The sequence below is a fragment of the Streptomyces sp. NBC_01232 genome (assembly GCF_035989885.1).
Taxonomy (GTDB): Bacteria; Actinomycetota; Actinomycetes; order Streptomycetales; family Streptomycetaceae; genus Streptomyces.
Map to the genome: position 1 here is coordinate 7,791,585 of NZ_CP108518.1, position 23,039 is coordinate 7,814,623.

Consider the following 23,039-nt stretch of genomic DNA (forward strand, 5'->3'; position numbering starts at 1 on the left):
CCCTTCCTCAGGCGGCTCTCGACCGGCGGGCCACGAGCTTGCCCAGTTCCCAGACGAGCAGGAGTGCGACGGCGGCCAGCAGCGCCCATCCGAACTGCCGCGCGTCGATCTCGGTCGTCCCGAGGACGCGGCCGAAGCCGTCCATCTGGGTCACCAGCACGGCGAGCACGAACTGGGCCAGGGCGACCCAGTTCATCTGCTTGCTGTCGAAGGTGGAGGTCGTCAGCACGGATTCGGTCTCGCTGCGGCATTCGAAGGCCGCCACGATCAGGCAGAGCGAGAAGGCGGTGAAGGCGATCGACCGGCCGGTCTCGATATCGCCGAAGTGGGTCTCGCCGAGCGTGATCAGTCCGAGCAGGAGGATGGTGATCGCCAGCCCGCCCAGGCCGACCGTGACGAGCACGGGCCGCGTGAGCACCGACTCCCCGCGCGGACGCGGGCGGCGCCGCATGAGTCCGGCGCTCTCCCGGTCGAAGCCGAGCGCGAAGCCGAACGAGGCGTTGACGACGAAGTGGATCCACAGCACTTGGGGCGGGGTGAAGGGCTCCCCGGCGGCGATGTTGAAGACGGTCGCGCCGAGGAACGTCAGCACGAACGTGACCAGCAGGAGCAGCACGAACCGGATGTACTTGGTGAGGTTGTCGTAGATCGTCCGGCCCTGCTCCACGGCGTAGACGATGGTGGCGAAGTTGTCGTCGGACAGGATCATGCGCCCGGCGTTCTTGGCCACGTCCGTGCCGCTGCCCATGGCGATGCCGATGTCGGCGGCCTTGATGGCCGGGGCGTCGTTGACGCCGTCCCCGGTCATCGCCACGACCTCGCCCTTCTTCTTCAGCGTGTTCGCGAGGAGCACCTTGTGCTCCGGGGCGACCCGCCCCACCACACCGATTCCCTCGATGCGGGCGAGCTGCTCCTCCTCGCTCATGGCGGCGAAATCGGAGCCGAGGACGGCCTCGCCGGGGATCCCGATCTGCCGGGCGATCGCAGCCCCGGTCGTGACGTCGTCCCCGGTGACCAGGCGGACCCGGATGTGCGCCGCCTGCGCGTCGGCCACCGCGGCCCTGGCCTCCTCCCGCGGCGGATCGACCATGCCCACGAGACTGGCCATCCGCAGCTCGGTGACGTACCCGAGCAGGTCGCCGTCCGGATCGAACTCGTCCGGGTCCAGGTCACGGGTGGCCGCGGCCATCACCCGGCGTCCCTCACTGCCCATCCGCTCGCTCTGCGACTCGGCACGGCGCAGCAGACCGGCGTCCCAGGGGACCGTCTCGCCCGCCGCGAGCGCGCTGGCGGCCCGCGCCATCACCGCCGGGGCGGCGCCCTTGACGAAGCAGCGCACGACCTGCCGGCCGGAGGGGTCGGTGGCCGAGTGGAAGGTGGCCATCAGCTTGTACTCGGGGTCGAACGGGAGGGTCGCGAGCCGGGGGAGTGCGTCACGGGTGGCGTCGGTGTCCAGGCCGGCCTTGTGCGCGAGCACCAGCAGCGCGCCCTCGGTGGGATCGCCCACCACCTCGCCGCCCACCAGCTTGGCGTCGCTGGCCACCACGTACGGCAGGATCGCGTCCTCGATCCCCGCCGCGGCCCCGGCGGACCCGGACCCGGTGGAGCCGGCGGCGTGGTGGACCTTCCCCGCGAGCCCGTAGCCCGTCCCGGACACCGTGTACCGGTCGGTGGGACTCAGCACTTCGACCGCGGTCATCTGGTTCATCGTCAGGGTGCCGGTCTTGTCCGAGTTGATCGCCGACGTGAACGCCAGCGTCTCGACCGACGGCAGTTCCTTGACGATGGCGTTCCGCTTCGCCAGATTCAGACTGCCGACGGACAGGATCGCCTGGGTCACGGTCGGCAGGGCCTCGGGGATGGCCGCGATGGCCAGGGAGACCGCGCTGACGAACAGGACGTCCCAGGCCTGGTCCCGCTGGCGTCCCAGGGCGAACATCACGATCATGGTGAGGCCGGCCGCCGCCGTGATCCACAGCGTCAGCCGGTCGAGCTCCTTGGTGAGCGGCGGCACCTCCTTCTCGGTGGCCGACAGCATCCCGGAGATCTTGCCCAGCTCGGTGTCCGCGCCGGTGGCGGTGACGACCATGACTCCGCTGCCGTGCGTGACCGGGGTGTTCATGAACGCCGTATTGGTCTGGTCGCCGGGCGACAGCCGGCTGCCCGCCAGCGGACCGGTGTCCTTCGCGGCGGGGACGCTCTCGCCGGTGAGCGCCGATTCGTCGATCTGCAGGGCACTGGCCTCGACGAGACGCCCGTCCGCCGGCACCTGGTCTCCGGCCGAGATGAGCACGACATCGCCGTCGACGAGCTGCTCGGCGGGGATCTCGGCTTCCCTGCCGTCCCTGCGCACCCGAGCCGTCGTCTTCATCATCGACTTCAGCGCGTTCATGGCGCTCTCGGCCTTGCCCTCCTGGCGCAGGCCGACGACCGCGTTGAGCAGGGTCAGCACGATCAGCAGGATCGCGGTGGTCCACTCCTGGATGACCAGGGAGACGATCGCGGCGACCACGAGGACGAGCTGCATGTAACTGCGGTACTGGGCGAGGAACCGGCGCCAGGCCGGGGTCCGCCGCTCCTCGGGCAGCGCGTTCGGGCCGTTCGCGGCCAGGAGTTCCGCGGCCCGCGCCGCGGACAGACCGGCCGCGGTATCGACACCGAACGCCGCCACGACCTCCTCGGGGGAGCGCGCGTACCAGCCGTCCCCGCCGGCCCGGGGCGCCTGCCCCGCGGAATCCGACCGCACCGTCATGGTTGTGCCTCCGATCCGGGGCCGCGGACGCGTCCGGGCCGGTAGCGTGCCATCCGGGGGTTACCGGCCACGCTTCTTCTTCGGCCCGCGGCCGTGCCGGCCGGTCTCCTCCGATTGCGGGTGCCGGTCGGCGTAGGGATCGGCCGGTGCCCCCTCCGGGGCCTCCTTCTCCAGAGCCCGTTTCGTGCCGAGGAGATCCTTCCGCGCCTCTTCGGCGAGCTCGGGATACCGCGGATCGATGTCCATCAGGGTGTGCGCGAGGACCGCCGCCGCGCAGATCCGTGCGAACCACTTCCGGTCCGCCGGAACGACGTACCACGGAGCCCACTTCGTGCTCGTGGCCGACAGCATCTCGGAGAAGGCCTCCTGGTAGTCGTCCCACCGGCGGCGTTCACGGACGTCGGCCGCGGAGAACTTCCAGTTCTTCTCCGGCCGGTCGATCCGCTTCAGGAAGCGGGTGCGCTGCTCCTCCTTGGACAGGTTCAGGAAGATCTTCACGACCTTGAACCCGTTGTCCGTGAGGTAGCGCTCCCAGCGGTTGATCTCGCGGTACCGCCGGTCCCAGATGCCCTCCCCGAGTGCGCGCTCCGGCAGCTTCTGGCGGAGGAGGAGCTCGGGGTGGACCCGTACGACGAGGACCTCCTCGTAGTGCGAGCGGTTGAAGATGGCGATCTCGCCGCGCTCGGGCAGCCGCCTGGCGTACCGCCACAGGTAGTCGTGGTCGAGCTCTTCGGTGGAGGGCACCTTGAAGCTGCTGACCCGTACGCCCTGGGGGTTGACCCCGCTCATCACGTGGCGGATCGTCCCGTCCTTGCCCCCGGCGTCGAGCGCCTGGAGGCAGAGCACCACGCCGTACGCGTCCTGGGCGGCCAGCCGCTCCTGGTACTCGGCGAGCAGTGACACCCCGGTCCGCAGCAGCTCGGCCCCGTCGCGCTTCTTGAGGCCGGCCTTGTAGCGGGGGTCGAAGTCCCGCTCCAGGTCCACCTCCGATCCCGGCGGTACCCGCAGCGGCTCGATGAAGTCCGCGATGCGCTCGGCCCTCTTGTCGGACATCAGCTCCCGGCCTCCACATCCGTCCGGACGGCGTCGAGCGCCTTCCGGGCCCGGCGCTCGGCCAGGATCGGTACGTAGGCCCTGACCCTGGCCTCGCGGAACCAGTGGTAGGCGGCCGTGACCGTCGCCTCGACGACGGCCGCGTCGATCAGGGGGTAGGCGGCCCTCAGCCGGTCCACCGTGGGCCGCGCGGAGGCGAGTTCGTCCGGGGCCGCCGGGCGTGCCACGGGATCTTCCGGGCTCGGGCAGGCCGTGGTCAGCTCGGTGCTCTGGAGTGTTGCAGTAGCCATGTCCCACGACCTTCGGGCCGCCGCCGATCCACACATGCCGACATCGGTTGAGGATGCCCCTCATGGGCATTCTCTGTCATGCCGGGTGAAATCGCCCCCCATGGCCATCGCGGGCCCGACGGGGTCCGAAAGGGACGGCTCAGCAGTCGACGGGCCCCTTGTACGCGGCATCGCACTCCGTGTCGCCGCCCCGGACGGCCTCCGCGCACAGGCTCGCTTCGACCTTGCCCAGGAGGCGGGTCAGTTCGGCGCGTTCGGTGTCGTCCAGGCCGTCCAGGGTCTGGCGTTCCAATGCGCCCCACGCCCTGCGGACCTCGACCAGGAGCCCGCAACTGGCGTCCGTCGCCTCGACCAGGGAGGCACGCCGGTCCGAGGGGTCCGGGCGGCGCCGCACGTGGCCGGAGTGCTCCAGGCGCTGGAGCATCTTGGTCACCGTCGAGGGGTCGAGTCCGACCGCCTTGATCAGCTCGGACTGGCGCACGGCCCCGCTGTCCCAGAGGTGCATCATCAGGAACTCCTGCCCAGGGTGCAGCCCCAGGTCCCGCAGGACCCGGCCCGCCGCGATCCGGTGGAGCCGGGCGACGCGGCTGATCGCATGACTCACCGGCCCGTCCAGCACGGCGCCGGGCGCTGCCGCGCACTGCGGGGCGGCAGTCGGCTCCTGTGTGGATTCCGCGGTCATGGGAGTGCTCCTCCAGGTCGTGGGTCCGGCGGTTCCGGGGTGGATTCTACCGGCCACCCACATTTTACCTTGGTCGGCCAAGTAATGAGGTACGCTGCATTCGGAGCCAATCATTGGCCGACCAACTAACTCTGTGAGGCGAAAATGACCAGCGCTTTCGAACCCGTCCACCTGGCCGGTGCCACCCTCTCCAACCGGATCGCCCTGGCGCCGATGACCCGCAGCCGCGCAGGTGAGGGCGGTATCGCCACCGAACTCGTGGCCGAGTACTACACCCAGCGCGCATCCGCCGGTCTGATCATCACGGAGGGCATCCAGCCGTCCGTGGTCGGGCAGGGCTACCCCTTCACCCCCGGCCTGCACAGCGCCGAGCAGGTCGCGGCATGGCGCCGGGTCACCGACTCCGTGCACGCGGCAGGCGGCCGGATCTTCGCCCAGCTGATGCACTCCGGCCGCATCGGCCACCCGAGCCTGCTGCCCGACGGCCTGGTTCCCGTGGCCCCCTCGGCCGTGGCCGCCCAGGGGCAGCTCTTCACCGGCGACGGCATGAAGGACTTCGTGACCCCCCACGAGCTGACCGGAGCCGAGGTACGGCAGACCGTCGCCGACTACGCGGAGGCCGCCCGCAACGCGGTGGAGGCCGGGTTCGACGGCGTGGAGCTGCACGGCGCCAACGGCTACCTGATCCACCAGTTCCTGGCCCCCGGTTCCAACCTGCGCACCGACGAGTGGGGCGGCCCGGTGGAGAACCGGATCCGCTTCGCGGTGGAGGTCGTCAAGGCGGTGGCAGCCGCGATCGGCGCCGAGCGCACGGCGCTGCGCGTCTCGCCCGGGCACACGTACAACGACATCTCCGAGCCCGACCCGCAGCCCGCCTACGAGGCCCTGGTCAAGGAGATCGACGGGCTCGGCCTGGCCTACCTGCACGTACTGGAACACGGCCCCGAGGCGCGCGAGGCCACCCTCGCCCTGCGCAAGCAGTTCTCCGGCCCCCTCGTGCTGAACCCGGCGACCGAAGGCCCCACCGACCACCGCGCCCTCACGCTGGTCGACGACGGAGTCGCCGACCTCCTCGCCTTCGGAGCCCTCTTCCTGGCCAACCCGGACCTGCCCGAGCGCCTGCGCACCGAAGGCCCTTACAACACCCCGGACCCGTCCACCTTCTTCGGCGGCGACGCCCGCGGCTACACGGACTACCCCACCCGATAGGGGGTGTTCTGCGAAGCCCGGTCCCCGGGGCGCCGTCCGGCGCTCCCCGGGGCTCCAGCAGTATGACCCCGTGAAACGCGCGAACCCCGTACATCCTGTGTCCCGACGCCGTGACAGTGCCGCCGGCGCCACCCCGGCCTCCGCCACCGACCCCGCACGGACCCGGCTGGTGGCCGCGGCGGCCGCCGCGGTGACCGTGGCCGCGGGGCTCGGGCTGCGGGCCGTCGCGGCGGGGAGCGTGGCGAAGTACGGCGGAGACGCGCTGTACACCGTCCTGCTGCTGGCCCTCGTCGTATCGGTCGCGCCCCGGATGACACCCGTGCGGGCGGCCGGGGTCGCGCTGGCCGCCAGCTGGGCCGTCGAGTTCCTCCAGCTCAGCGCCGTACCGGCAGAGCTGTCCCGGCACAGCACGGTGGCCCGACTGGTCCTCGGTTCCACCTTCAACGCACCCGACCTGTTCTGGTACGTGGCCGGCGCGGCGGCGGGCCTGCTCGTCCACACCGTCATCCTTCGGCGGCGACCCCGGACCGGGGCCGTCGACGCGAGGTGACCCCCCGCACCCAGGTCGGATTCGATCAACAAGGCAGAATCGTCGGACAGTTCCCCGACCGCAGTGGCCCTCGGCGCCGGCCGGCGGGCCCACCAGGGAGGTCAGACGTGCACCACGACGACGAGCCGGTCTTCAAGCGGAGCAAGTGGGGCACGAACCGCTACCACTACAACCCCGACAACCCGGTGGGGCTGGCCCTGATCGTCATCACCCTGATCTTCGTCGCGACGATGATGATCCTCATGACCAACCGGGCCGGGCCGTTCGCGCCGGAACCCACGCCCACGAGATGGGCCCCGACGCCGGCGACTTCGCCGGCCCACGTACCGACGGCGCCCTGACCCGCAGCGCGGATCACCCGCTCTCGGCGGCCAGTGCCTTGAGGGCGACGTTCAACCGGAGGACGTTGACGCGGGGTTCGCCCAGGAAGCCGAGGGTGCGGCCCTCGGTGTGCTTCTCCACGAGCCTCTCGACCTGCCTCACGTCGAGGCCGCTGCGCTCGGCGACCCGGTGGACCTGGAGCCTGGCGTAGGCCGGGGAGATGTCCGGGTCGAGGCCGGAGCCGGAGGAGGTGACGGCGTCGGCCGGTACGTCCTGCGGCTTCACCGTGTGTGCGGCCGTGGTGTTGTCCGCGATCACGGCGGCCCTGGCGTCCTCGACCTGCTCCACCAGGTCCGGGTTGTCGGCGGCCTTGTTGGTGGCGCCCGAGAGGATCAGCGCGTACTGGGTGTTGACGCTGTTGGCGCCGAGACCGTGGGAAGGACGAGGCTGGAACCACCGCAGGTCCGGCCGGGCGACTTCCTCCGGGTCGTCGGGGTTCTGCTTCGGCAGGTCGTAGCTCTGCCCGATCAGGGACGAGCCGACGACCCGGCCGTCCCCGTCCTTGATCTCGGAGCCGTTGGCCCGGTCGTCGAAGGCGACCTGGGCGATACCGGTGACGGCGAGGGGGTAGAGGACCCCGCACAGCACCGTCAGGACGAGGAGTGCCCGCAGGCCCGCGCCGATCAGGCGCGCGGTGTTGGCAACTGAGTTGGTCATGGCGGATCAGCACTTTCCTGATTCAGGCGAGTCCGGGGATGAGGGTGATGATCATGTCGATCAGCTTGATGCCGATGAACGGGGCGACGAGGCCGCCGAGTCCGTAGACCCCGATGTTGCGACGGAGCATCCTGTCCGCGCTGGTCGGCCTGTACCGCACGCCCTTCAGGGCGAGCGGCACGAGCGCGATGATGACCAGCGCGTTGAAGACGACGGCGGAGAGGATGGCCGACTCGGGAGAGGCCAGGCCCATGATGTTGAGCTTGTCGAGTCCCGGGTAAACCACTGCGAACATGGCCGGGATGATCGCGAAGTACTTCGCGACGTCGTTGGCGATGGAGAAGGTCGTGAGCGCGCCCCGCGTGATGAGGAGCTGCTTGCCGATCTCCACGATCTCGATGAGCTTGGTGGGGTCCGAGTCCAGGTCCACCATGTTCCCGGCCTCCTTGGCGGCCGAGGTGCCCGTGTTCATCGCCACGCCCACGTCCGCCTGAGCCAGGGCCGGCGCGTCGTTCGTTCCGTCGCCCGTCATCGCGACGAGCTTGCCGCCCGCCTGTTCCCGCTTGATGAGGGCCATCTTGTCCTCGGGGGTGGCCTCGGCGAGGAAGTCGTCGACGCCGGCCTCCTCTGCGATCGCCCTGGCCGTGAGCGGGTTGTCGCCCGTGATCATGATCGTCTTGATGCCCATGCGGCGCAGTTCGTCGAACCGCTCGCGCATGCCCTCCTTGACGACGTCCTTGAGGTGGACGACGCCGAGGATCCGGGCACCCCTCTCGTCCTCCACGGCCACCAGGAGCGGGGTGCCGCCGGCCTCGGAGACACGGGCCGCGAGCAGGTCCGCGTCGGCGGCGACCCGTCCGCCCCGTTCCACGACCCAGGCGATGACCGAACCGGCCGCGCCCTTACGGGTCTTCCTCCCGTCCACGTCGACCCCCGACATACGGGTCTGGGCCGTGAAGGTGATCCATTCCGCGTGGGCGAGCTCGCCCCGGCGGCGTTCGCGCAGGCCGTACCTCTCCTTCGCCAGGACCACGATCGAGCGGCCCTCGGGCGTCTCGTCCGCGAGGGACGACAGCTGGGCGGCGTCCGCCAGTTCGGCCTCCGACGCGCCCTTGACCGGGACGAACTCGGACGCCTGCCGGTTTCCGAGCGTGATGGTGCCGGTCTTGTCGAGCAGCAGTGTGGAGACGTCGCCCGCAGCCTCCACCGCGCGTCCGCTCATCGCCAGCACGTTGCGCTGGACGAGGCGGTCCATGCCCGCGATGCCGATGGCCGAGAGCAGGGCGCCGATGGTGGTGGGGATCAGGCAGACGAGGAGTGCGGTGAGCACGATCATCGACTGCTCGGCGCCTGCGTGGATCGCGAACGGCTGCAAGGTGACCACGGCCAGCAGGAAGACGATCGTGAGCGATGCCAGCAGGATGTTCAGCGCGATCTCGTTGGGCGTCTTCTGCCGGGCCGCGCCCTCCACGAGCGCGATCATGCGGTCGATGAAGGTCTCGCCCGGCCTGGCCGTGATCTTCACGACGATCCGGTCGGAGAGGACCTTCGTACCGCCGGTGACGGCGCTGCGGTCGCCGCCGGACTCCCGGATGACGGGTGCGGACTCGCCGGTGATGGCGGATTCGTCGACGGAGGCGACGCCTTCGACGACATCACCGTCACCGGGGACGATGTCCCCGGCCTCGCACACGACCAGGTCGCCGACGCGCAGCTCGGTGCCGGGCACCCCCTCCTCCGCCGTCCCCTTCAGCCGCCGGGCGACGGTGTCGGTCCTGGCCCTGCGCAGGGTGTCGGCCTGGGCCTTGCCGCGGCCCTCTGCCACTGCTTCCGCGAGGTTCGCGAAGATCGTGGTCAGCCACAGCCAGGCGGTGATCGCCCAGCCGAACCAGTTGGCCGGGTCGGCCAGCGCCAGCGCCGTCGTGACGACGGAGCCGACGAGAACGACGAACATGACCGGGGACTTGATCATGATGCGCGGGTCGAGTTTCCGCACCGCGTCGGGGAAGGACTTGAGGAGTGCCTTCGGGTCGAACAGACCCCCGCCGACGCGCCCGGCCGGCTTGTCTGCGGTGGGCGGGCCGTCCTGGTGCGGGGCACGGATCGGTGTGATGGTGCTCATGAGGCGAGCCCTTCGGCGAGCGGACCCAGCGCGAGGGCGGGGAAGTAGGTCAGACCGGCGATGATGAGGATCGTGCCGACGAGCAGCCCGGTGTACAGCGGCTTGTCCGTGCGCAGGGTTCCCGCGGTGGCGGGTACGGGCCGCTGTTCGGCGAGCGAGCCGGCCAGCGCGAGGACGAACACGATCGGCAGGAAGCGGCCGAGCAGCATGGCGATGCCGATGGTGCTGTTGAACCACTGCGTGTCGGCGTTCAGGCCCGCGAAGGCGGAGCCGTTGTTGTTGGCGCCCGAGGTGTAGGCGTAGAGGATCTCGGAGAAGCCGTGCGCTCCCGGGTTGGCCATCGAGTTGCCCGGGGTGGGCAGGGCCATCGCCGCGGCGGTGAAGCAGAGCACCAGCGCCGGGGTGACCAGGATGTAGCAGGCGGCCAGCTTGATCTGCCGAGTGCCGATCTTCTTGCCCAGGTACTCCGGGGTACGGCCGACCATGAGGCCGGCGATGAACACCGCGATGATCGCCATGATCAGCATGCCGTAGAGGCCCGAGCCCACGCCGCCGGGCGCGATCTCGCCGAGCTGCATGCCCAGCAGGGTGATGCCGCCACCGAGGCCGGTGTAGGAGGAGTGGAAGGAGTTCACCGCTCCCGTCGAGGTCAGCGTGGTCGCGACGGCGAAGGTCGCCGATCCGGCGATGCCGAAGCGGGTCTCCTTGCCCTCCATCGCCCCGCCCGCGGCCTGCAGCGCCGGGCCGTGGTGCGCGAACTCGGTCCACATCATCAGCGCGGTGAAGCCGATCCAGATGGTGGCCATCGTGGCGAGGATCGCGTAGCCCTGCCGCAGGCTGCCGACCATCCGGCCGAAGGTACGGGTCAGCGCGAACGGGATCAGCAGGATCAGGAAGATCTCGAAGACGTTCGAGAACGGGTTGGGGTTCTCGAAGGGGTGGGCGGAGTTGGCGTTGAAGTAGCCACCGCCATTGGTGCCCAGTTCCTTGATGACCTCCTGCGAGGCGACCGCCCCGCCGTTCCACTGCTGACTGCCACCCGTGAACTGGCCGACCTCGTGGATGCCGGCGAAGTTCTGGATCGCCCCGCACGCGACGAGGATCAGCGCGCCCGCCACCGAGATCGGCAGCAGGATCCGGACGGTGCCGCGCACCAGGTCCGCCCAGAAGTTGCCGAGCTCCCCGGTGCGGGAGCGCGCGAAGCCCCGTACGAGGGCCACCGCGACGGCCATGCCGACCGCGGCGGAGACGAAGTTCTGGACCGCGAGGCCACCGGTCTGGACGACGTGGCCCATGGCCTGCTCGCCGTAGTACGACTGCCAGTTGGTGTTGGCGACGAACGACGCGGCGGTGTTGAACGCCTGGTCCGGGTCTATCGAGGCGAAGCCGAGCGAGCCCGGGAGGCTGCCCTGCAGACGCTGCAGGGCGTAGAGGAACAGGACGCTCACCGCCGAGAAGGCGAGGACGCCGCGCAGGTAGGCGGGCCAGCGCATCTCGGCGGACGGGTTGGCGCCGATGGCCTTGTAGATCCACTTCTCAGGGCGGTAGTGCCGCTCGGACGAGTAGACCCGGGCCATGTGGTCGCCCAGCGGACGGTGGGCCAGCGCGAGCGCGGCGATCAGCGCGAGGAGCTGGAGCGCACCGGCGGTTTCGGGGCTCATATCGGTGCTCAGAACCTCTCCGGGTACACGAGGGCGAGGACGAGGTATCCGAGCAGGGAGACGGCCACCACGAGACCGACGATGTTTTCGGCGTTCACAGCTTGGCCACCCCTCGGGCGACGAGAGCCACCAGCGCGAAGACCGCGACCGTGGTGACGACGAAGGCCAGATCGGCCATCGTGAGCTCCTGGATGAAGTGATGAGACGGAATCGGCCGTATGGCCGAAGACGAGCAAACCGCGAGCTCAGCGGTGGGTTAAGCCCCTTTGACGCGCTCCATACGGGCACGGCGGAACTCTTGATGCCGCCCTGACGCGGATACGGCGCGCGGGGGCTCGGCAGCGGTGCGCGAGGCCGCGGGTGCGCGAGGCCGAGGTGCGCCGGGCCGCCGCCGGCAGCGGAGACCGTGGCCCCGCGAGGCGTCAGCGAGGACGGTGGGCGTTGAGCCGGGCCGCCCGGCGCGTCAGGTGATCGCGTTCGGCGAGGTTGGGTGCCTTCCGGGCCGCCTCGGCGTACAGCCGCGCGGCCGTCACCGGGTCGCCGTCGCGCTCGTGGAGATACGCCGCCACCGCGGCGTGGCGGGGCAGCGAGGCGTCCAGTTCCGCGAGCGCCGCCAGCCCGGCGCGCGGACCGTCGGCCTCACCGACGGCCACGGCGCGGTTGAGCCGCACGACCGGGCTGTCGGTCAGGCGCGCGAGCTCGTCGTACCACTCGACGATCTGAACCCAGTCCGTCTCCCCGGACGTGGGCGCGTCGGCATGGAGCGCCGCGATGGCGGCCTGTGCCTGGAACTCTCCCAGCCGGTCGCGGGCCAGGGCCGCATGCAGGATCCCGATCCCCTCGGCGATCGCCGCGGTGTCCCACCGGCCGCGGTCCTGCTCGGCGAGCGGCACCAGGCTGCCGTCCGGCGCGGTCCGGCTCGCCCGCCGGGCGTGGTGCAGCAGCATGAGGGCGAGCAGCCCGGCCACCTCGGGATGGTCGATCGCGGCCGCGAGCTGCCGGGTGAGCCGGATGGCCTCGGCGGCGAGGTCGACGTCGCCCGAGTAGCCCTCGTTGAACACGAGGTAGAGGACGCGCAGCACGGTGGCGACGTCGCCGGGCCGGTCGAGGCGCACGCCGGAGACCGTGCGCTTGGCCCGGCTGATCCGCTGCGCCATGGTCGCCTCGGGCACCAGGTAGGCCTGGGCGATCTGCCGGGTGGTGAGTCCGCCGACGGCGCGCAGGGTGAGCGCGACCGCGGACGACGGCGTCAGCGACGGGTGGGCGCACAGGAAGTACAGCTGGAGCGTGTCGTCCGCCGCGGGCGCGGGCCCGGGCGGCGGCTCCTCGTCGACCAGGTCCTCACGCCTGCGGCGGGCGGTGTCCGCACGGGTCGCGTCGAGGAACCGGCGCCAGGCCACGGTGACCAGCCAGCCCTTCGGCTCCCGTGGCGGGTCGGCCGGCCAGGTGCGGACCGCTTCGATCAGTGCCTCCTGCACCGCGTCCTCGGCCGCCGCGAAATCGGCTCCGCGACGGACGAGGACGGCGAGCACGCTCGGTGTGAGGCTCCTGAGCAGGGCCTCGTCCATGGACGAGGTCACTCGGTGATGGTGGGCGGCGCGGCCAGGAACGGGCGCAGCTCGAGCCACTCGTGGATCGGCTTCCCGCCCGCCCCCGGGGCGGCCGACAGCTCTCCGGCCAGCTCGAGGGCGCGCTCGTAGCTGTCGACGTCGATCACCATCCAGCCGGCGATCAGGTCCTTGGTCTCGGCGAACGGGCCGTCGGTGACGGGCGGGCGCCCCTCGCCGTCGTACCGGACGAACGTTCCCTCGGGGGCGAGCGCCTGGCCGTCGACGAACTCACCGGTGGTCTCGAGCCGGGCCGCGAAGTCGTGCATGTACTGCATGTGCGCCGAGATCTCCTCGGGCGTCCACCGGTCCATGGGCACGTCGTTGGCCGGAGCCGGGGCGCCGCGGTAGTGCTTGAGCAGCAGGTACTTGGCCATGGTGCTTCTCCTCGGAGCTGGTGCGACCCATTGTGGCCGCCTTCACCCCGGGGACGGAGCAGACTCCGGGTTCTCGACATCGCCCGCCGAAGTTTTTTCTCGAGCGCTCCGCCGAGCCGCCCCCGTCCCGGTCCTCGGCCGGTGCGCGCGACTCAGAAGCGGCTCGCCCGGTGGCGTGCGCGGTGGCCGCCGCCGCGGTGGACGAGCAGCAGGGCCAGCACCATGGGTGCGATCAGCAGGGCCATCGTCGTCATGGAAGTACTCCTGTCCTCGTGGTCCGTGCTCCGTACTGCGTGTTCGGTACTCCTACGCGTCTGGCCGCCGGGCGGCATCCGAAACCTCCCGCCCTGACAACCGCACCGGCGGTGGATCTTGCCGAATGCGCACGGAATCAGCCCGTCCGGATATTGGCGTCCAGAAGGCTTCGGCGGCGCCTTCCCGACGCCCGCCGAGGTGGGACGGCCACGAGGCACCCGGGGGTGGCACTGGCGGAGCGTCTGCCTCAGGCCACGCGCCCCCGCACGCCTCCCGCGGAGACGTTCCCGCACGGTGGTAGCTGGGCAGCCGCTTGATGCTGATCGATCGTCACATGAGGGGAACCCCGATGACCAAGGTCCTGGTGCTGCACAGCGTGTGCCTCGTAAGGTCCGCACTGGCCGCGCTCCTGAGATCCGAAGGCGACTTCGAGGTCACCTCCTCCGGCTGGCGGGCCGCCGCGCGCCAGGCGGAGTTCTTACGACCCGACGTGGCGGTCGTGGACCTCGACTGTCCGGGGGTCTCGACCGCCCTCCTCGCGGACACCGACGCCGCCCGTCTGCTGCCCCACTCGCCCACCCCCTTACTCGTACTCGCCCGTGCCGACACGCCCGGCTCGCTGCGGCGCGCCTTCCGGACCCAGGCACTCGGCTACGTCGACAAGGACGGCTCGCCCGCCCGGCTGATCCGGGCCATCGGCAAGGTCTCGGCCGGTGAACGCTTCATCGATGCCACACTCGCCTCGGCCTTCATGGAAGCCGATCCGATGCCGCTCAGCCCGCGCGAACTGAGCGTGCTGGCCCGGGCCGCCGAGGGCGACTCGATCGCGGAGATAGCCCGCGCCCTGCACCTGGCCAGCGGAACCGTTCGCAACTACATGGCCGCCGTGACCCGCAAGACCGGCGCCCGCAACCGGATCGACGCCATCCGGATATCCCGCCGGGCCGGCTGGGTCTGAGCCGCCGGCCGAGCCGCCCGCCGTCCGGTTTCCTCCCGCGCCGTCATGCGTGCGCGTTCCACAGGCCCACCAGATCCCGGTACAGGGGCGACCTGGCCGGGAGCTCCGCATGCGTGCCCAACACCGCCCGGGTCCCGTCGAGTACGAGGACCCGGTCGGCCCTGGCCGCGGAGGAGATGCGGTGGGCGACCACCACCAGGGTGCCCGGGCGCTCGGCGAGCGCCCGCTCGGCGCGTTCCTCGGTCCGGGGGTCGAGGTGGCAGGTGGCCTCGTCCAGCAGCAGCAGGGGGGCGGGGGAGAGGTAGGCGGCGGCGAGGGCGAGGTGCTGCCGCTCGCCCGGTGAGAGCCGGCCCGGGTCGACGACCGCGTCCAGCCCGCCCAGCCGGGCCACGAGTCCGTCCGCGCCGAGGACGGACGTGGCCCGCTCCACCTCGTCGCCGGGCACCGGCCCGGGGACGAAGTGGGTCAGGTTCTCGCGGACCGTACCCGTGAAGACGTACGCCTGCTGGGGCAGCAGTGTCCGGCGGCCGTCGGGACCGTGCCCCGGCGCGCGTCCCGCGGGGGCACCCGCCACCCGTACGGTGCCCCGGCCGGGCGGCAGCAGGCCGGCGATCAGAGCGGTGAGCGTGGACTTGCCGATGCCGCTCGGCCCCACGACGGCCAGGTGCTCGCCCGGCCCGACCACCAGGTCGAGGCCGTCGATCACGGGGTGCGCACGGGGACCGTAGGCGAAGCGGACCCGACGCAGTTCGACGGCGGGCGCGGGCGGCGCGGGCGGCGCGGGTGGGACGGGTAGCGCGGGTGGCGCGGGAGGAGAGGGCAGTGTGGGCAGCGGGGCGTCCCCCCGCGGCGCCGTCGGCCGCGGCTCGCAGAACCGGTCCAGCACCACCAGCAGCCGGGTGCCCGCCGCGCCCACCGCCGTCATCAGCGCGTCCAGGGCGGGGAGCAGCGACTGCACGAGGTAGGTGAGGGCCCCTGCCACCGCCCCCGTACTCACCCCGCGCCCGAGCAGCCACGGCGTTCCCGCCAGCAGGACGACGACCGGCAGACGGCCCGCGACGCCCAGGGCCAGGGTGCGCAGGGCGGTCCACCGCGCGAGGCGCCCGGTCAGCCGTTCCTGCTCGGCGATCAGCAGCTCCACCCTCGCCCCGGCGCTCGCCCCGCCGCCGCACGCGACGACGTCCCGCAGTCCCGCCGCCAGTTCGCCGGCGCGCGCGGACAGCGCCTCGTCGGCATCGAGCGCCGCACGCTGCACTACGGCCATCGGGTGCAGCGTGGCCAGGAAGGCGGCCGTGCCCAGGAGCAGCGCGGGCAGGACGAGGACCAGCAGGACGGGAGCCAGCGCCGCCAGGCCGAGCAGCGCGCCCAGGGCGGTGAAGACGAACGACCGGGCGATCAGCACCAGTCCGGCGAAGGAGTCCCGGGCCATCTCGGTCTGCTGCGTGAGCCGGGAGACCGCACCCGAGTCACCGGCCCGCCCGGGATCGGCGACGGCCCGCCCGATCGCCTGCCGCACGGAGCGCCGCACCAGACCGTCCCGCAGCGGTTCGACCAGGTCCGCGAGCCCGCCGAACACCCCGCGCAGCGCGAGGGCTCCGAGCAGGGCGCCCGCGCCGGCCACGGCCAGCCAGCCGATGCCGGTACCGGTGCGGCCGGCGAGGAAGCCGTCGTCGAGGGCGCGGGCCACCGCGTAACCGCCGAGGAAGGTGTGCGCGGACTCCAGCAGGGACCACAGCGCGAGCCGGCGCAGCGAACGGTGCCGGCCGCGCAGGAAGCAGCGGCCCTCACGGGCCACCCGGCGCCACGTACCGGCTTCGCTCATCGGACCGCCTCCCGGCCGGGCGGCTCCGCGGCCGGCCGCGGGTGCGGGCCGGGCTCCGCCCCGTCGCCGAACACCGCCCGGTAGCCGGGGTCCCGCCACAGCTCCGCGTGCGTACCGGTCGCCCTGACCCGTCCCGCGTCGAGCCACACCACGAGGTCGGCGCGGGCGGCCGAGGAGATGCGGTGCGCGACCACCAGACGCGTGCCCGGCCGGACGTCGTGGGTGAGGGCCCGCTCCACCTCGCGGGCGGTGACGGTGTCCAGGCTCGACGTCGCGTCGTCCAGCACGAGCAGCCGCCCCGCACGGCAGAACGCGCGTGCCAGGCCGAGGCGTTGCAGCTCGCCACCGGACATGGGCGCGTCCGGGAGCGCCGTGTCGTAGCCCTCGGGCAGGCGGCGGACGAACGCATCGGCACCGGCGGCCCGCGCGGCCGCTCGCACGGCGTGCCGGTCCGGTGCCGCCCGTCCGCCGCCGAAGGCGACGGCGGCCGCGACGTCCTTCCCGAAGAGGGCCGGGCGTTCGAAGGCGTGGCCGGTCTCGCGGCGCAGCTCCTCGCCGGACAGTTCGTCCAGCGGCACACCGTCGAGCAGTACGCGGCCCGCGTCGCACGCGGTGAGCCGCCCCGCCACGGCGGCCAGGGTCGTCTTGCCCGAGCCGGAGCGGCCCACGACGGCGGCAGTCGTCCCGCCGGGGATCAGCAGGTCCACGTCGCGCAGCACCACGGCGCCCGCGCGCACGACCCGTACGCCCTGAAGTTCCAGGGTGCCCGGTCCGTCCTCGGGCAACCGGCGATCGCCCTGGGGGAGTTCGGGCAGGTCGAAGAGGGCCGCCGTGCGGCGGGCGGCGGCCCGGCCGCGCACCACGGCCGCCAGCCGACCCGTCACGGCGCCGACCCCGGCGGCGAGCCCCGCGTAGCGGACCGCGGCGAGGAGCCCCCCGACGCCGAGGGCCCCGTCCGCAAGGCGCATCCCGCCCACGCCGAGGACCACGTAGAGCAGCATCGGCATAAGGGCACTGGTGCGTGCCACGGTCGTGCCGTAGATCCGCCACGTCCGCCGTCCCTCGGCTCCGAGCTCCGGCAACCGGGCCAGTACGCGCGCCTGTTCGCGCTCGGCGGTGCCGGCGGCGGCGATGGTACGGGCGCCCGCGAGCGCCTCCACGAGGCGGCCGGCCATGGCCAGCTGCACCTCCTGGTAGCGGCTGACGCTGGCGCCCGAGTCCCGCGCGAACGCCCTCAGCAGCAGGACGAGCAGCGGCAGTCCGGCGAGGAATGCCAGCCCCGTCCACACGTCGACCAGGAACAGCGCCACCAGTGCGCCGAGCGGAGGAAGCAGAGCAACGGCCGTGCCCATGACGGCAGTCGGTACGGCGCCGGCGGTGGTGGCCTGTGCCGTCAGCCGGGCGGAGAGTTCACCGGGGGAGTGGCGGGCGGCGTGGTGCGGGGCGGTGCGCAGCAGCCGCCCGAGTCCCAGGCGCCGCAGCCAGGCGGTGGAGCGCGCGTCGACGCCGCCGCCGAGCCGGGCCGTCGCCGCGTCGAGCAGGACCTCGGCGGCTATCACCGCCGCGCACCAGGCGGTCCACCGGGCGCCGGAGGGGTCCTGCCGCAGCAGCAGGTCGAGGGTGTGGCCGAGGACCGCCGGTTCGGCCAGGGCCGCGCCGGCGGCGGCCACCGAGCAGGCGGACGCGGCCGCGAGGCGGCCGGCGCTGTGCCGCGCGGCCGCCCGCAGGGCCCGGTCGGCACCGCGGGCCGCCGCTGCCTCGCCGGAGGGGCCGGGCGGGTCGGCGGGGCCGGGCGGGTCTGCCGGGTCTGGCGCAGTCATGAGCGCAGGCTCCAGGGGTGTGGTGCGGGCCCGGGCGGTGAACCGCCCGGGCCCGGGAGGACCTGATCAGTTACAGGTCGTGATGCTCAGGCTGCTGTCGCCGCAGAGGAGCAGGCTGGCGCGGCTCCCGCCGCCACCGCCACCGGTGAGGTGCGCGGCCTCCGTGGCCTCTTCCTTCGGGGTGTCCATCGACTGCAGGTCGAGAAGCGTCATGTCCGATTCCTCTTCACTGTTGTGTTCCGATGGGTCACGGCCCCCGCGAGGGGGACCGGCTCTGGGGCCGCCGCGGTCGACCGCGGCGGCGGGAGGAACGGCAGGTGTGCGCGCCCACCGGGCGCTGCGCCGCCGAGGGCGAGGAGCGCGCCGGCGGTGCCCGTGGACAGGTCCATGGACAGGCGCATCATCTGCTCGCCGGGAAAGGCCAGGAAGCCCTTGTACGGGACCGCGTGCCGGGCCAGTGCCTCCACCTGCCGGGCGATGTCCCCCGGGGCGGAGCCCGGGCCGGGCGTCGTGGTCCGCGCCAGGTGGAGGATCATTCCGGCCGCGCCCCGGAACAGTCCGGGCTGCGCGTAGAAGGTCGCCTGGGCGGCGCGGACGATCTCCGGCCGGGCACGTTCGAAACGGTCGTCCCGCGCGTGCTCCAGCCAGTCGTCCAGCACCATGCCGATCCCCACGCTGCCGGCCCCGAGGTACGGCATCGTGCGCCATCCCTCGTCGACCTGCAGGGTGCCGAAGGCGCTGGTCACGCAGCGGTCGAGATCGCGGTGCAGGGCGTGGCCGGCCCGGATCAGCGACTCCGGGTCGCCGGTGCGTTCGTGGAGCCGCAGATGGAGGAGGGCGGGGCCGGTGCGGCCGTACAGCAGGCCGGCCCGCTCATTCCCTGCCGCGGCCCCCGCCGCCGCGGCGGGATCGGTCCCGGATCCGGCCCCGGGTTCGCAGAGGAGCTCGGCGCAGCGCAGGGCCGCGGCGTGCAGCGCGCCCTCGCCGGTCGCCGAGCCCAGGGAGTCCAGGGCCAGTCCGATGCCGGCGAGCCCGCTGTGCAGGTCGGGCCCGGCCGACTGCCAGGGCTGGCACAGCAGTTGTTCGGCGAGGGTGAGTGCGCGGTCGCGGTGGCCGAGCCGCTCCAGGGTCCATGCCAGTCCGGCGAGGCCGTCGTAGAAGCCCAGCGGCATGCCGGAGGCAGGCTGTTTGGTCCGGGCCAGCAGCCATTCCTCGGCCTCGGGCCACGGGTCGGCGCCGGTCTCGGCGAGGGCGTACAGCACACCGGCCGCTCCGTTGCCGAAGCCGGTGCCGCCGCCGGCGGTTGCGAACTGGGCCGTGTCCCCGGGGAAGAGCCGGTCCTCGCGGTCGAAGTCGGCGCTCGCCCGGATCGCCGCCGTCATCGAGGCGCGGGCGGCTTCCCAGTCGCCCGGCTCGACCGGCAGGTAGGGGCGGTGGGGGCGGTGGGGGCGGTGGGGAACGACCGCGCGACCGCCCGGTCCGGTGCTGCTGCGACTGCTACTGCTGTCGGCACCGGACTCGGCGAGGATCTCCCGTACCGCCTCGTCGAGGAACTCGCGGGGCACCGGGAACTGCTCGGCGGCGATGTCGGCCAGGTGCGCCGCCTTGGCCCGGTCCATCACCAGCAGGCTGGTCAGCGGCAGGAACAGGGCCAGGCGCAGGCAGGCCAGGGCGTACCGGTCGACGGAGAATCCGCGCCGGTCGGCCGGGGCGACGAAGGCCGGGTTGGCGACGGTCTGACGCAGTCCCTCGCCGACCGGGGCGGCGGCCTCGAAGTCGAGCAGCGCGACCGACATCTCACCGGTGGCACCGTCCTCCGTGACCATGATGTTGAACAGGTGCAGGTCGTTGAAGACGATGCCGCGGGCGTGCACCGCCTCCACGGCCTCCGTCACCCGCCGGTGGACCTCCAGCGCCCATCGGGTGTACCGGGCGAGCTCCGCGGGAGCGGGGTCCGCCTCGATCAGCGGGTGCCGCCGGGCGAAGTAGGTATTGAGGGGTTTGCCCTCCAGGTGCTGCATCACCAGGAAGTGGTGGTCGCCGACGGTGAAGGTGCCGTGGACCGAGGGCACGCAGTCCAGCCCGGCCAGCTGCTCCAGGGCCCTGCGTTCGCGGTGCAGCCGGGTCACGGCGTCGGCCCCGTCGGCTGCGAGTCCCGCGAAGGGGCGCGCTTCCTTCAGGACGACCGGCTCGTCGGTGCGGACGTCACGGCCGGCGTAGACACCGCCCCCGTTGGAGAAGTGCAGGGCCCGTTCGACCGTGTACGGGAGGCCTTCGAGGGTGACGGCGGCCCGCCGCGCCAGATGGGGCGCCAGGAACGAGGGCGGCTCGACCCACGAGGGCGGCTGGAACACCGGGCCCCGCTGGTCCGGCACCAGCCGGCCGTCCGGATCCTCGATCGCGGGAACGAGCTCGCCGCGGTCGTCGTAGCAGTGGCGCAGCGTGAAACTGCCGTACCGCAGGTGCACGGGACCGTCGTTCCAGCGCAGATCGCTCAGGATGTACGGGCCGGGCTCACCCGCCAGCAGCCTGTCGAGGTCCTCGGCGATGCGCCGGCACTGCTCCTCGTCCGCCGGGTACACGGTGAGGAACTTGCCGCTCGCCGCGCGGTCGGCGTACTTCGCGTTGCGCAGGTGCAGCAGGTACCGGCTGGGCACGAACTTGAACGCGATCCGCCGGTCCACGCAGTAGCGGTGGACCCGTTCGAGGACGGACTCGGCGTTGTCCAGGCACGCCGAGACGTGGATCTTCCAGCCCTGCGGGGGCAGCCGGACGTCGACGGGGCGCAGCGCCAGCCAGTCCCCGCTGCGGTGCGTCTGCCACCCCGCCGGTACGGGGGCGAGCGCGGCCGGGTAGTTCTGCTCGGCCCGCCGGTACGGCGCGTCGTAGAACCAGCGGTCGGCGTCGCAGAAGGCGGCGTACCCCTTGTTCACTCCTGCTCCCTCGGTCGGTGACGTTCCCACGCTGTCACTCGGACCGAGGGCCGCGACAGTCACGGCTGTCACTGATGAGGTGTGCAGTACGCATGAGTCACCAAGGTCTCACCGGGCCTCGACCTACTCCGGGCGGGGCGGCCCCGAGGGCAGTGGGGGGTCAGTCCTTGCTGGCCGACTGCCAGCTCATGCCCCAGCCGTACTCGAGGTCCGCCGCCTGCTGCTTGAAGACGCCGGGCGCCAGCAGCAGGTACTTCGCCTCACGCCGGACGATCAGTTCCCCGCCGACGTTCTCGATCAGCGCGATCGCGGCCACCGGTGAAGGAACGGTGCATTCGTCCAGGCGGACCTCGATGGACGGACCCACGGGTGGATGGAGCGTCGCGACACCCTGGAGCCCCGCGAAGCTCGTGGCGCCGGAGTAGATGACCACGAACACGAGGAGGCGTTTGATCTCGGCCGCGTGATCAAGATTGATCATGAGGTTCTCGCCGCCCTCACTCGCGCCGGTCCGGTCGTCGTGGTCCAGCTGGACGTACGGCGGCTGGTCGAAGGAGCCGAACTGGTTGTTGATGGGGTGGACGATCCCCAGCGTTCCGTTCTGCAGCTCCCACAGGCAGGAGAGGTCCAGATCGACGTCCTCCAGCCGGACGGCGTCCCGCCCCTTCCGCATCCAGCCGCGCGGCGGCTGGGCGGCGCTCCAGGTGAGATTGACCCGCATACCGCCGGAGGTGGCCCCCTGTTTGGCCAGCGACACCGCGGGCGCCGCCTTCGTCAGAGTGATCTTCGACAGCCGCACCGGCTGGGCGGGCGCGGGCGCGGGCGGGGGCGCGGGCGCAGGCACGGGCGCGGACAAGGACAAGGTTGGGGCCGGGGCCGGGGGAGCAGGATCGTCGACCGTGATGCCGAAATCGGTGGCGAGCCCGGCCAGCCCGGAGGCGTACCCCTGGCCCACCGCCCGGAACTTCCAGGCCCCGTTGCGCCGGTACAACTCCCCGAGGACGAACGCGGTCTCCGATGTCGCGTCCGTGGCGTCGAACCGAGCCGTCTCGGCGCCGCTGTCCGCGTCCAGCACGCGCACGAAGAGGCCGGACACCTGACCGAACGTGCCGTCGGTGGAAGCCGCGACCACCACGGTCCCGATCTCCTGCTCCAGCGCCGACAGCGTCACGCCGATCGTCTCGAGCACGCCCGTGCCGTCCTGGCGCCTTCCCTCGTGGCGTACCGCGCCACTGCGGTGCACGGGCTGGTTGTAGAACACGAAATCGTCGTCCGACCGCACCTTGCCGACCGCCGTCAGCAACAGGGCCGACACGTCCACATCAGGTGCTCCGGGCCCGCCCCGCCAGCCCAGTTCCACCCGGACCCTGGCACTCGGCACCGGTACGTTGGCACCCTTTTGCATGGACATGGAGGTCCCCCTTCCGTGACTGCTCCCACCTCTCGCAGCGTACGAGGCTTTGGCGGGCTCCCCTCGTGGAAGTCGCCAATTGGTGATGCCGCAGTGGAAGTTGCGGGAGACGGCATGATGGCGTGGTGATCACCATTCATCTGAAGTACGAGATCGACGTCGACAAGCTCGAGGACTTCGAGGAGTACGGGCGCCGATGGGTCCGCTTGGTCAACCGGTTCGGAGGCACCCACCACGGCTACTTCCTGCCCAGCGAGGGCGACAGCGACATCGCGTACGCCCTCTTCTCCTTCCCCGGCTTCGCCGCCTATGAGAAGTACCGCGAGGACAGCATGTCCGACCCGGAGTGCCGGGCCGCTTTCGAGCTGGCGCGCGAAACCCGCTGCATCAAGCGGTACGAGCGCCGCTTCCTGAGGCCGCTCGACACCCCCGGGGCCTGAGCAGCAGACGGACGCCGGACTCCCGCTCCCGGGAAGTCCGGCGTCGGGGGTCCGGGGTC

General features: G+C 72.2%; 20 protein-coding genes. 5 read left to right on the forward strand and 15 right to left on the reverse strand.

Annotation, left to right across the window (positions count from 1 at the left end; genetic code table 11):
• Positions 1 to 7: 7 nt before the first annotated feature.
• From OG444_RS35815 to OG444_RS35830, 4 genes are all read right to left on the reverse strand, one after another.
• On the reverse strand, positions 8 to 2,752 hold the full coding sequence (locus OG444_RS35815; RefSeq protein ID WP_327266024.1) for a cation-translocating P-type ATPase: 2,745 nt from the start codon (positions 2,750 to 2,752) through the stop codon (positions 8 to 10).
• 60 nt (positions 2,753 to 2,812) lie between these two features.
• Positions 2,813 to 3,805 carry a polyphosphate kinase 2 family protein gene (locus tag OG444_RS35820; protein ID WP_327266025.1) on the reverse strand — a complete coding sequence of 331 codons (993 nt, stop codon included), beginning with the start codon at positions 3,803 to 3,805 and terminating at the stop codon, positions 2,813 to 2,815.
• Positions 3,805 to 4,095 (reverse strand): three-helix bundle dimerization domain-containing protein, encoded by a 291-nt coding sequence (locus OG444_RS35825; protein WP_327266026.1) that lies wholly within the window; start codon positions 4,093 to 4,095, stop codon positions 3,805 to 3,807. The genes OG444_RS35820 and OG444_RS35825 overlap by 1 nt, the downstream gene beginning before the upstream one ends.
• Before the next feature lie 139 nt (positions 4,096 to 4,234).
• Complete coding sequence (locus OG444_RS35830) at positions 4,235 to 4,777, reverse strand: MarR family winged helix-turn-helix transcriptional regulator (RefSeq protein ID WP_327266027.1); 543 nt, start codon at positions 4,775 to 4,777, stop codon at positions 4,235 to 4,237.
• Positions 4,778 to 4,921: 144 nt separating this feature from the next.
• Here OG444_RS35830 and OG444_RS35835 point away from each other — a divergent pair, with 144 nt between their 5' ends.
• The 3 genes from OG444_RS35835 to OG444_RS35845 all read left to right on the forward strand — a co-directional run bounded on the left by OG444_RS35835 (position 4,922) and on the right by OG444_RS35845 (position 6,877).
• Entirely contained in the window at positions 4,922 to 5,986 is a 1,065-nt protein-coding gene (locus OG444_RS35835) for an alkene reductase (protein ID WP_327266028.1), read from the forward strand.
• 97 nt (positions 5,987 to 6,083) lie between these two features.
• Positions 6,084 to 6,536, forward strand: a complete 453-nt coding sequence (locus OG444_RS35840; protein ID WP_327266029.1) for a ribosomal maturation YjgA family protein — start codon at positions 6,084 to 6,086, stop codon at positions 6,534 to 6,536.
• A gap of 107 nt (positions 6,537 to 6,643) precedes the next feature.
• Positions 6,644 to 6,877, forward strand: a complete 234-nt coding sequence (locus OG444_RS35845) for a hypothetical protein (RefSeq protein WP_327266030.1) — start codon at positions 6,644 to 6,646, stop codon at positions 6,875 to 6,877.
• A gap of 13 nt (positions 6,878 to 6,890) precedes the next feature.
• Here OG444_RS35845 and OG444_RS35850 read toward each other — a convergent pair whose 3' ends face one another.
• The 6 genes from OG444_RS35850 to OG444_RS35875 all read right to left on the reverse strand — a co-directional run bounded on the left by OG444_RS35850 (position 6,891) and on the right by OG444_RS35875 (position 13,341).
• Complete coding sequence (locus OG444_RS35850) at positions 6,891 to 7,574, reverse strand: potassium-transporting ATPase subunit C (protein ID WP_327266031.1); 684 nt, start codon at positions 7,572 to 7,574, stop codon at positions 6,891 to 6,893.
• A 22-nt stretch (positions 7,575 to 7,596) separates the two neighbouring features.
• On the reverse strand, positions 7,597 to 9,696 hold the full coding sequence (gene kdpB, locus OG444_RS35855) for a potassium-transporting ATPase subunit KdpB (protein WP_327266032.1): 2,100 nt from the start codon (positions 9,694 to 9,696) through the stop codon (positions 7,597 to 7,599).
• A complete protein-coding gene (gene kdpA, locus OG444_RS35860; protein WP_327266033.1) occupies positions 9,693 to 11,357 on the reverse strand; it encodes a potassium-transporting ATPase subunit KdpA in 1,665 nt (554 codons plus the stop codon). Before kdpA ends, kdpB begins: the two co-directional genes overlap by 4 nt.
• A gap of 8 nt (positions 11,358 to 11,365) precedes the next feature.
• On the reverse strand, positions 11,366 to 11,455 hold the full coding sequence (kdpF, locus tag OG444_RS35865) for a K(+)-transporting ATPase subunit F (RefSeq protein ID WP_037789535.1): 90 nt from the start codon (positions 11,453 to 11,455) through the stop codon (positions 11,366 to 11,368).
• Between the two features lie 324 nt (positions 11,456 to 11,779).
• Positions 11,780 to 12,925 (reverse strand): RNA polymerase sigma factor, encoded by a 1,146-nt coding sequence (locus OG444_RS35870; RefSeq protein WP_327267035.1) that lies wholly within the window; start codon positions 12,923 to 12,925, stop codon positions 11,780 to 11,782.
• 8 nt (positions 12,926 to 12,933) lie between these two features.
• Positions 12,934 to 13,341 carry a YciI family protein gene (locus OG444_RS35875; RefSeq protein ID WP_327266034.1) on the reverse strand — a complete coding sequence of 136 codons (408 nt, stop codon included), beginning with the start codon at positions 13,339 to 13,341 and terminating at the stop codon, positions 12,934 to 12,936.
• A 604-nt stretch (positions 13,342 to 13,945) separates the two neighbouring features.
• Here OG444_RS35875 and OG444_RS35880 point away from each other — a divergent pair.
• The gene (locus OG444_RS35880; RefSeq protein ID WP_327266035.1) at positions 13,946 to 14,554 is read left to right on the forward strand and encodes a response regulator transcription factor; all 609 of its coding nucleotides are present in this window, start codon (positions 13,946 to 13,948) and stop codon (positions 14,552 to 14,554) included.
• A 43-nt stretch (positions 14,555 to 14,597) separates the two neighbouring features.
• On the opposite strand, the gene OG444_RS35885 is transcribed toward OG444_RS35880, so the two are convergent.
• The 5 genes from OG444_RS35885 to OG444_RS35905 all read right to left on the reverse strand — a co-directional run bounded on the left by OG444_RS35885 (position 14,598) and on the right by OG444_RS35905 (position 22,540).
• Positions 14,598 to 16,376 (reverse strand): ABC transporter ATP-binding protein, encoded by a 1,779-nt coding sequence (locus OG444_RS35885; protein ID WP_327266036.1) that lies wholly within the window; start codon positions 16,374 to 16,376, stop codon positions 14,598 to 14,600.
• A complete protein-coding gene (locus OG444_RS35890; RefSeq protein WP_327266037.1) occupies positions 16,373 to 18,196 on the reverse strand; it encodes an ABC transporter ATP-binding protein in 1,824 nt (607 codons plus the stop codon). The genes OG444_RS35885 and OG444_RS35890 overlap by 4 nt, the downstream gene beginning before the upstream one ends.
• Before the next feature lie 66 nt (positions 18,197 to 18,262).
• On the reverse strand, positions 18,263 to 18,409 hold the full coding sequence (locus tag OG444_RS35895; RefSeq protein ID WP_327266038.1) for a SapB/AmfS family lanthipeptide: 147 nt from the start codon (positions 18,407 to 18,409) through the stop codon (positions 18,263 to 18,265).
• Positions 18,406 to 21,129 carry a class III lanthionine synthetase LanKC gene (gene lanKC, locus OG444_RS35900; protein WP_327266039.1) on the reverse strand — a complete coding sequence of 908 codons (2,724 nt, stop codon included), beginning with the start codon at positions 21,127 to 21,129 and terminating at the stop codon, positions 18,406 to 18,408. The genes OG444_RS35895 and lanKC overlap by 4 nt, the downstream gene beginning before the upstream one ends.
• A gap of 160 nt (positions 21,130 to 21,289) precedes the next feature.
• Positions 21,290 to 22,540, reverse strand: a complete 1,251-nt coding sequence (locus OG444_RS35905) for a TerD family protein (protein ID WP_327266040.1) — start codon at positions 22,538 to 22,540, stop codon at positions 21,290 to 21,292.
• 125 nt (positions 22,541 to 22,665) lie between these two features.
• Here OG444_RS35905 and OG444_RS35910 point away from each other — a divergent pair, with 125 nt between their 5' ends.
• Complete coding sequence (locus OG444_RS35910) at positions 22,666 to 22,980, forward strand: NIPSNAP family protein (RefSeq protein WP_327266041.1); 315 nt, start codon at positions 22,666 to 22,668, stop codon at positions 22,978 to 22,980.
• Positions 22,981 to 23,039 lie beyond the last annotated feature (59 nt).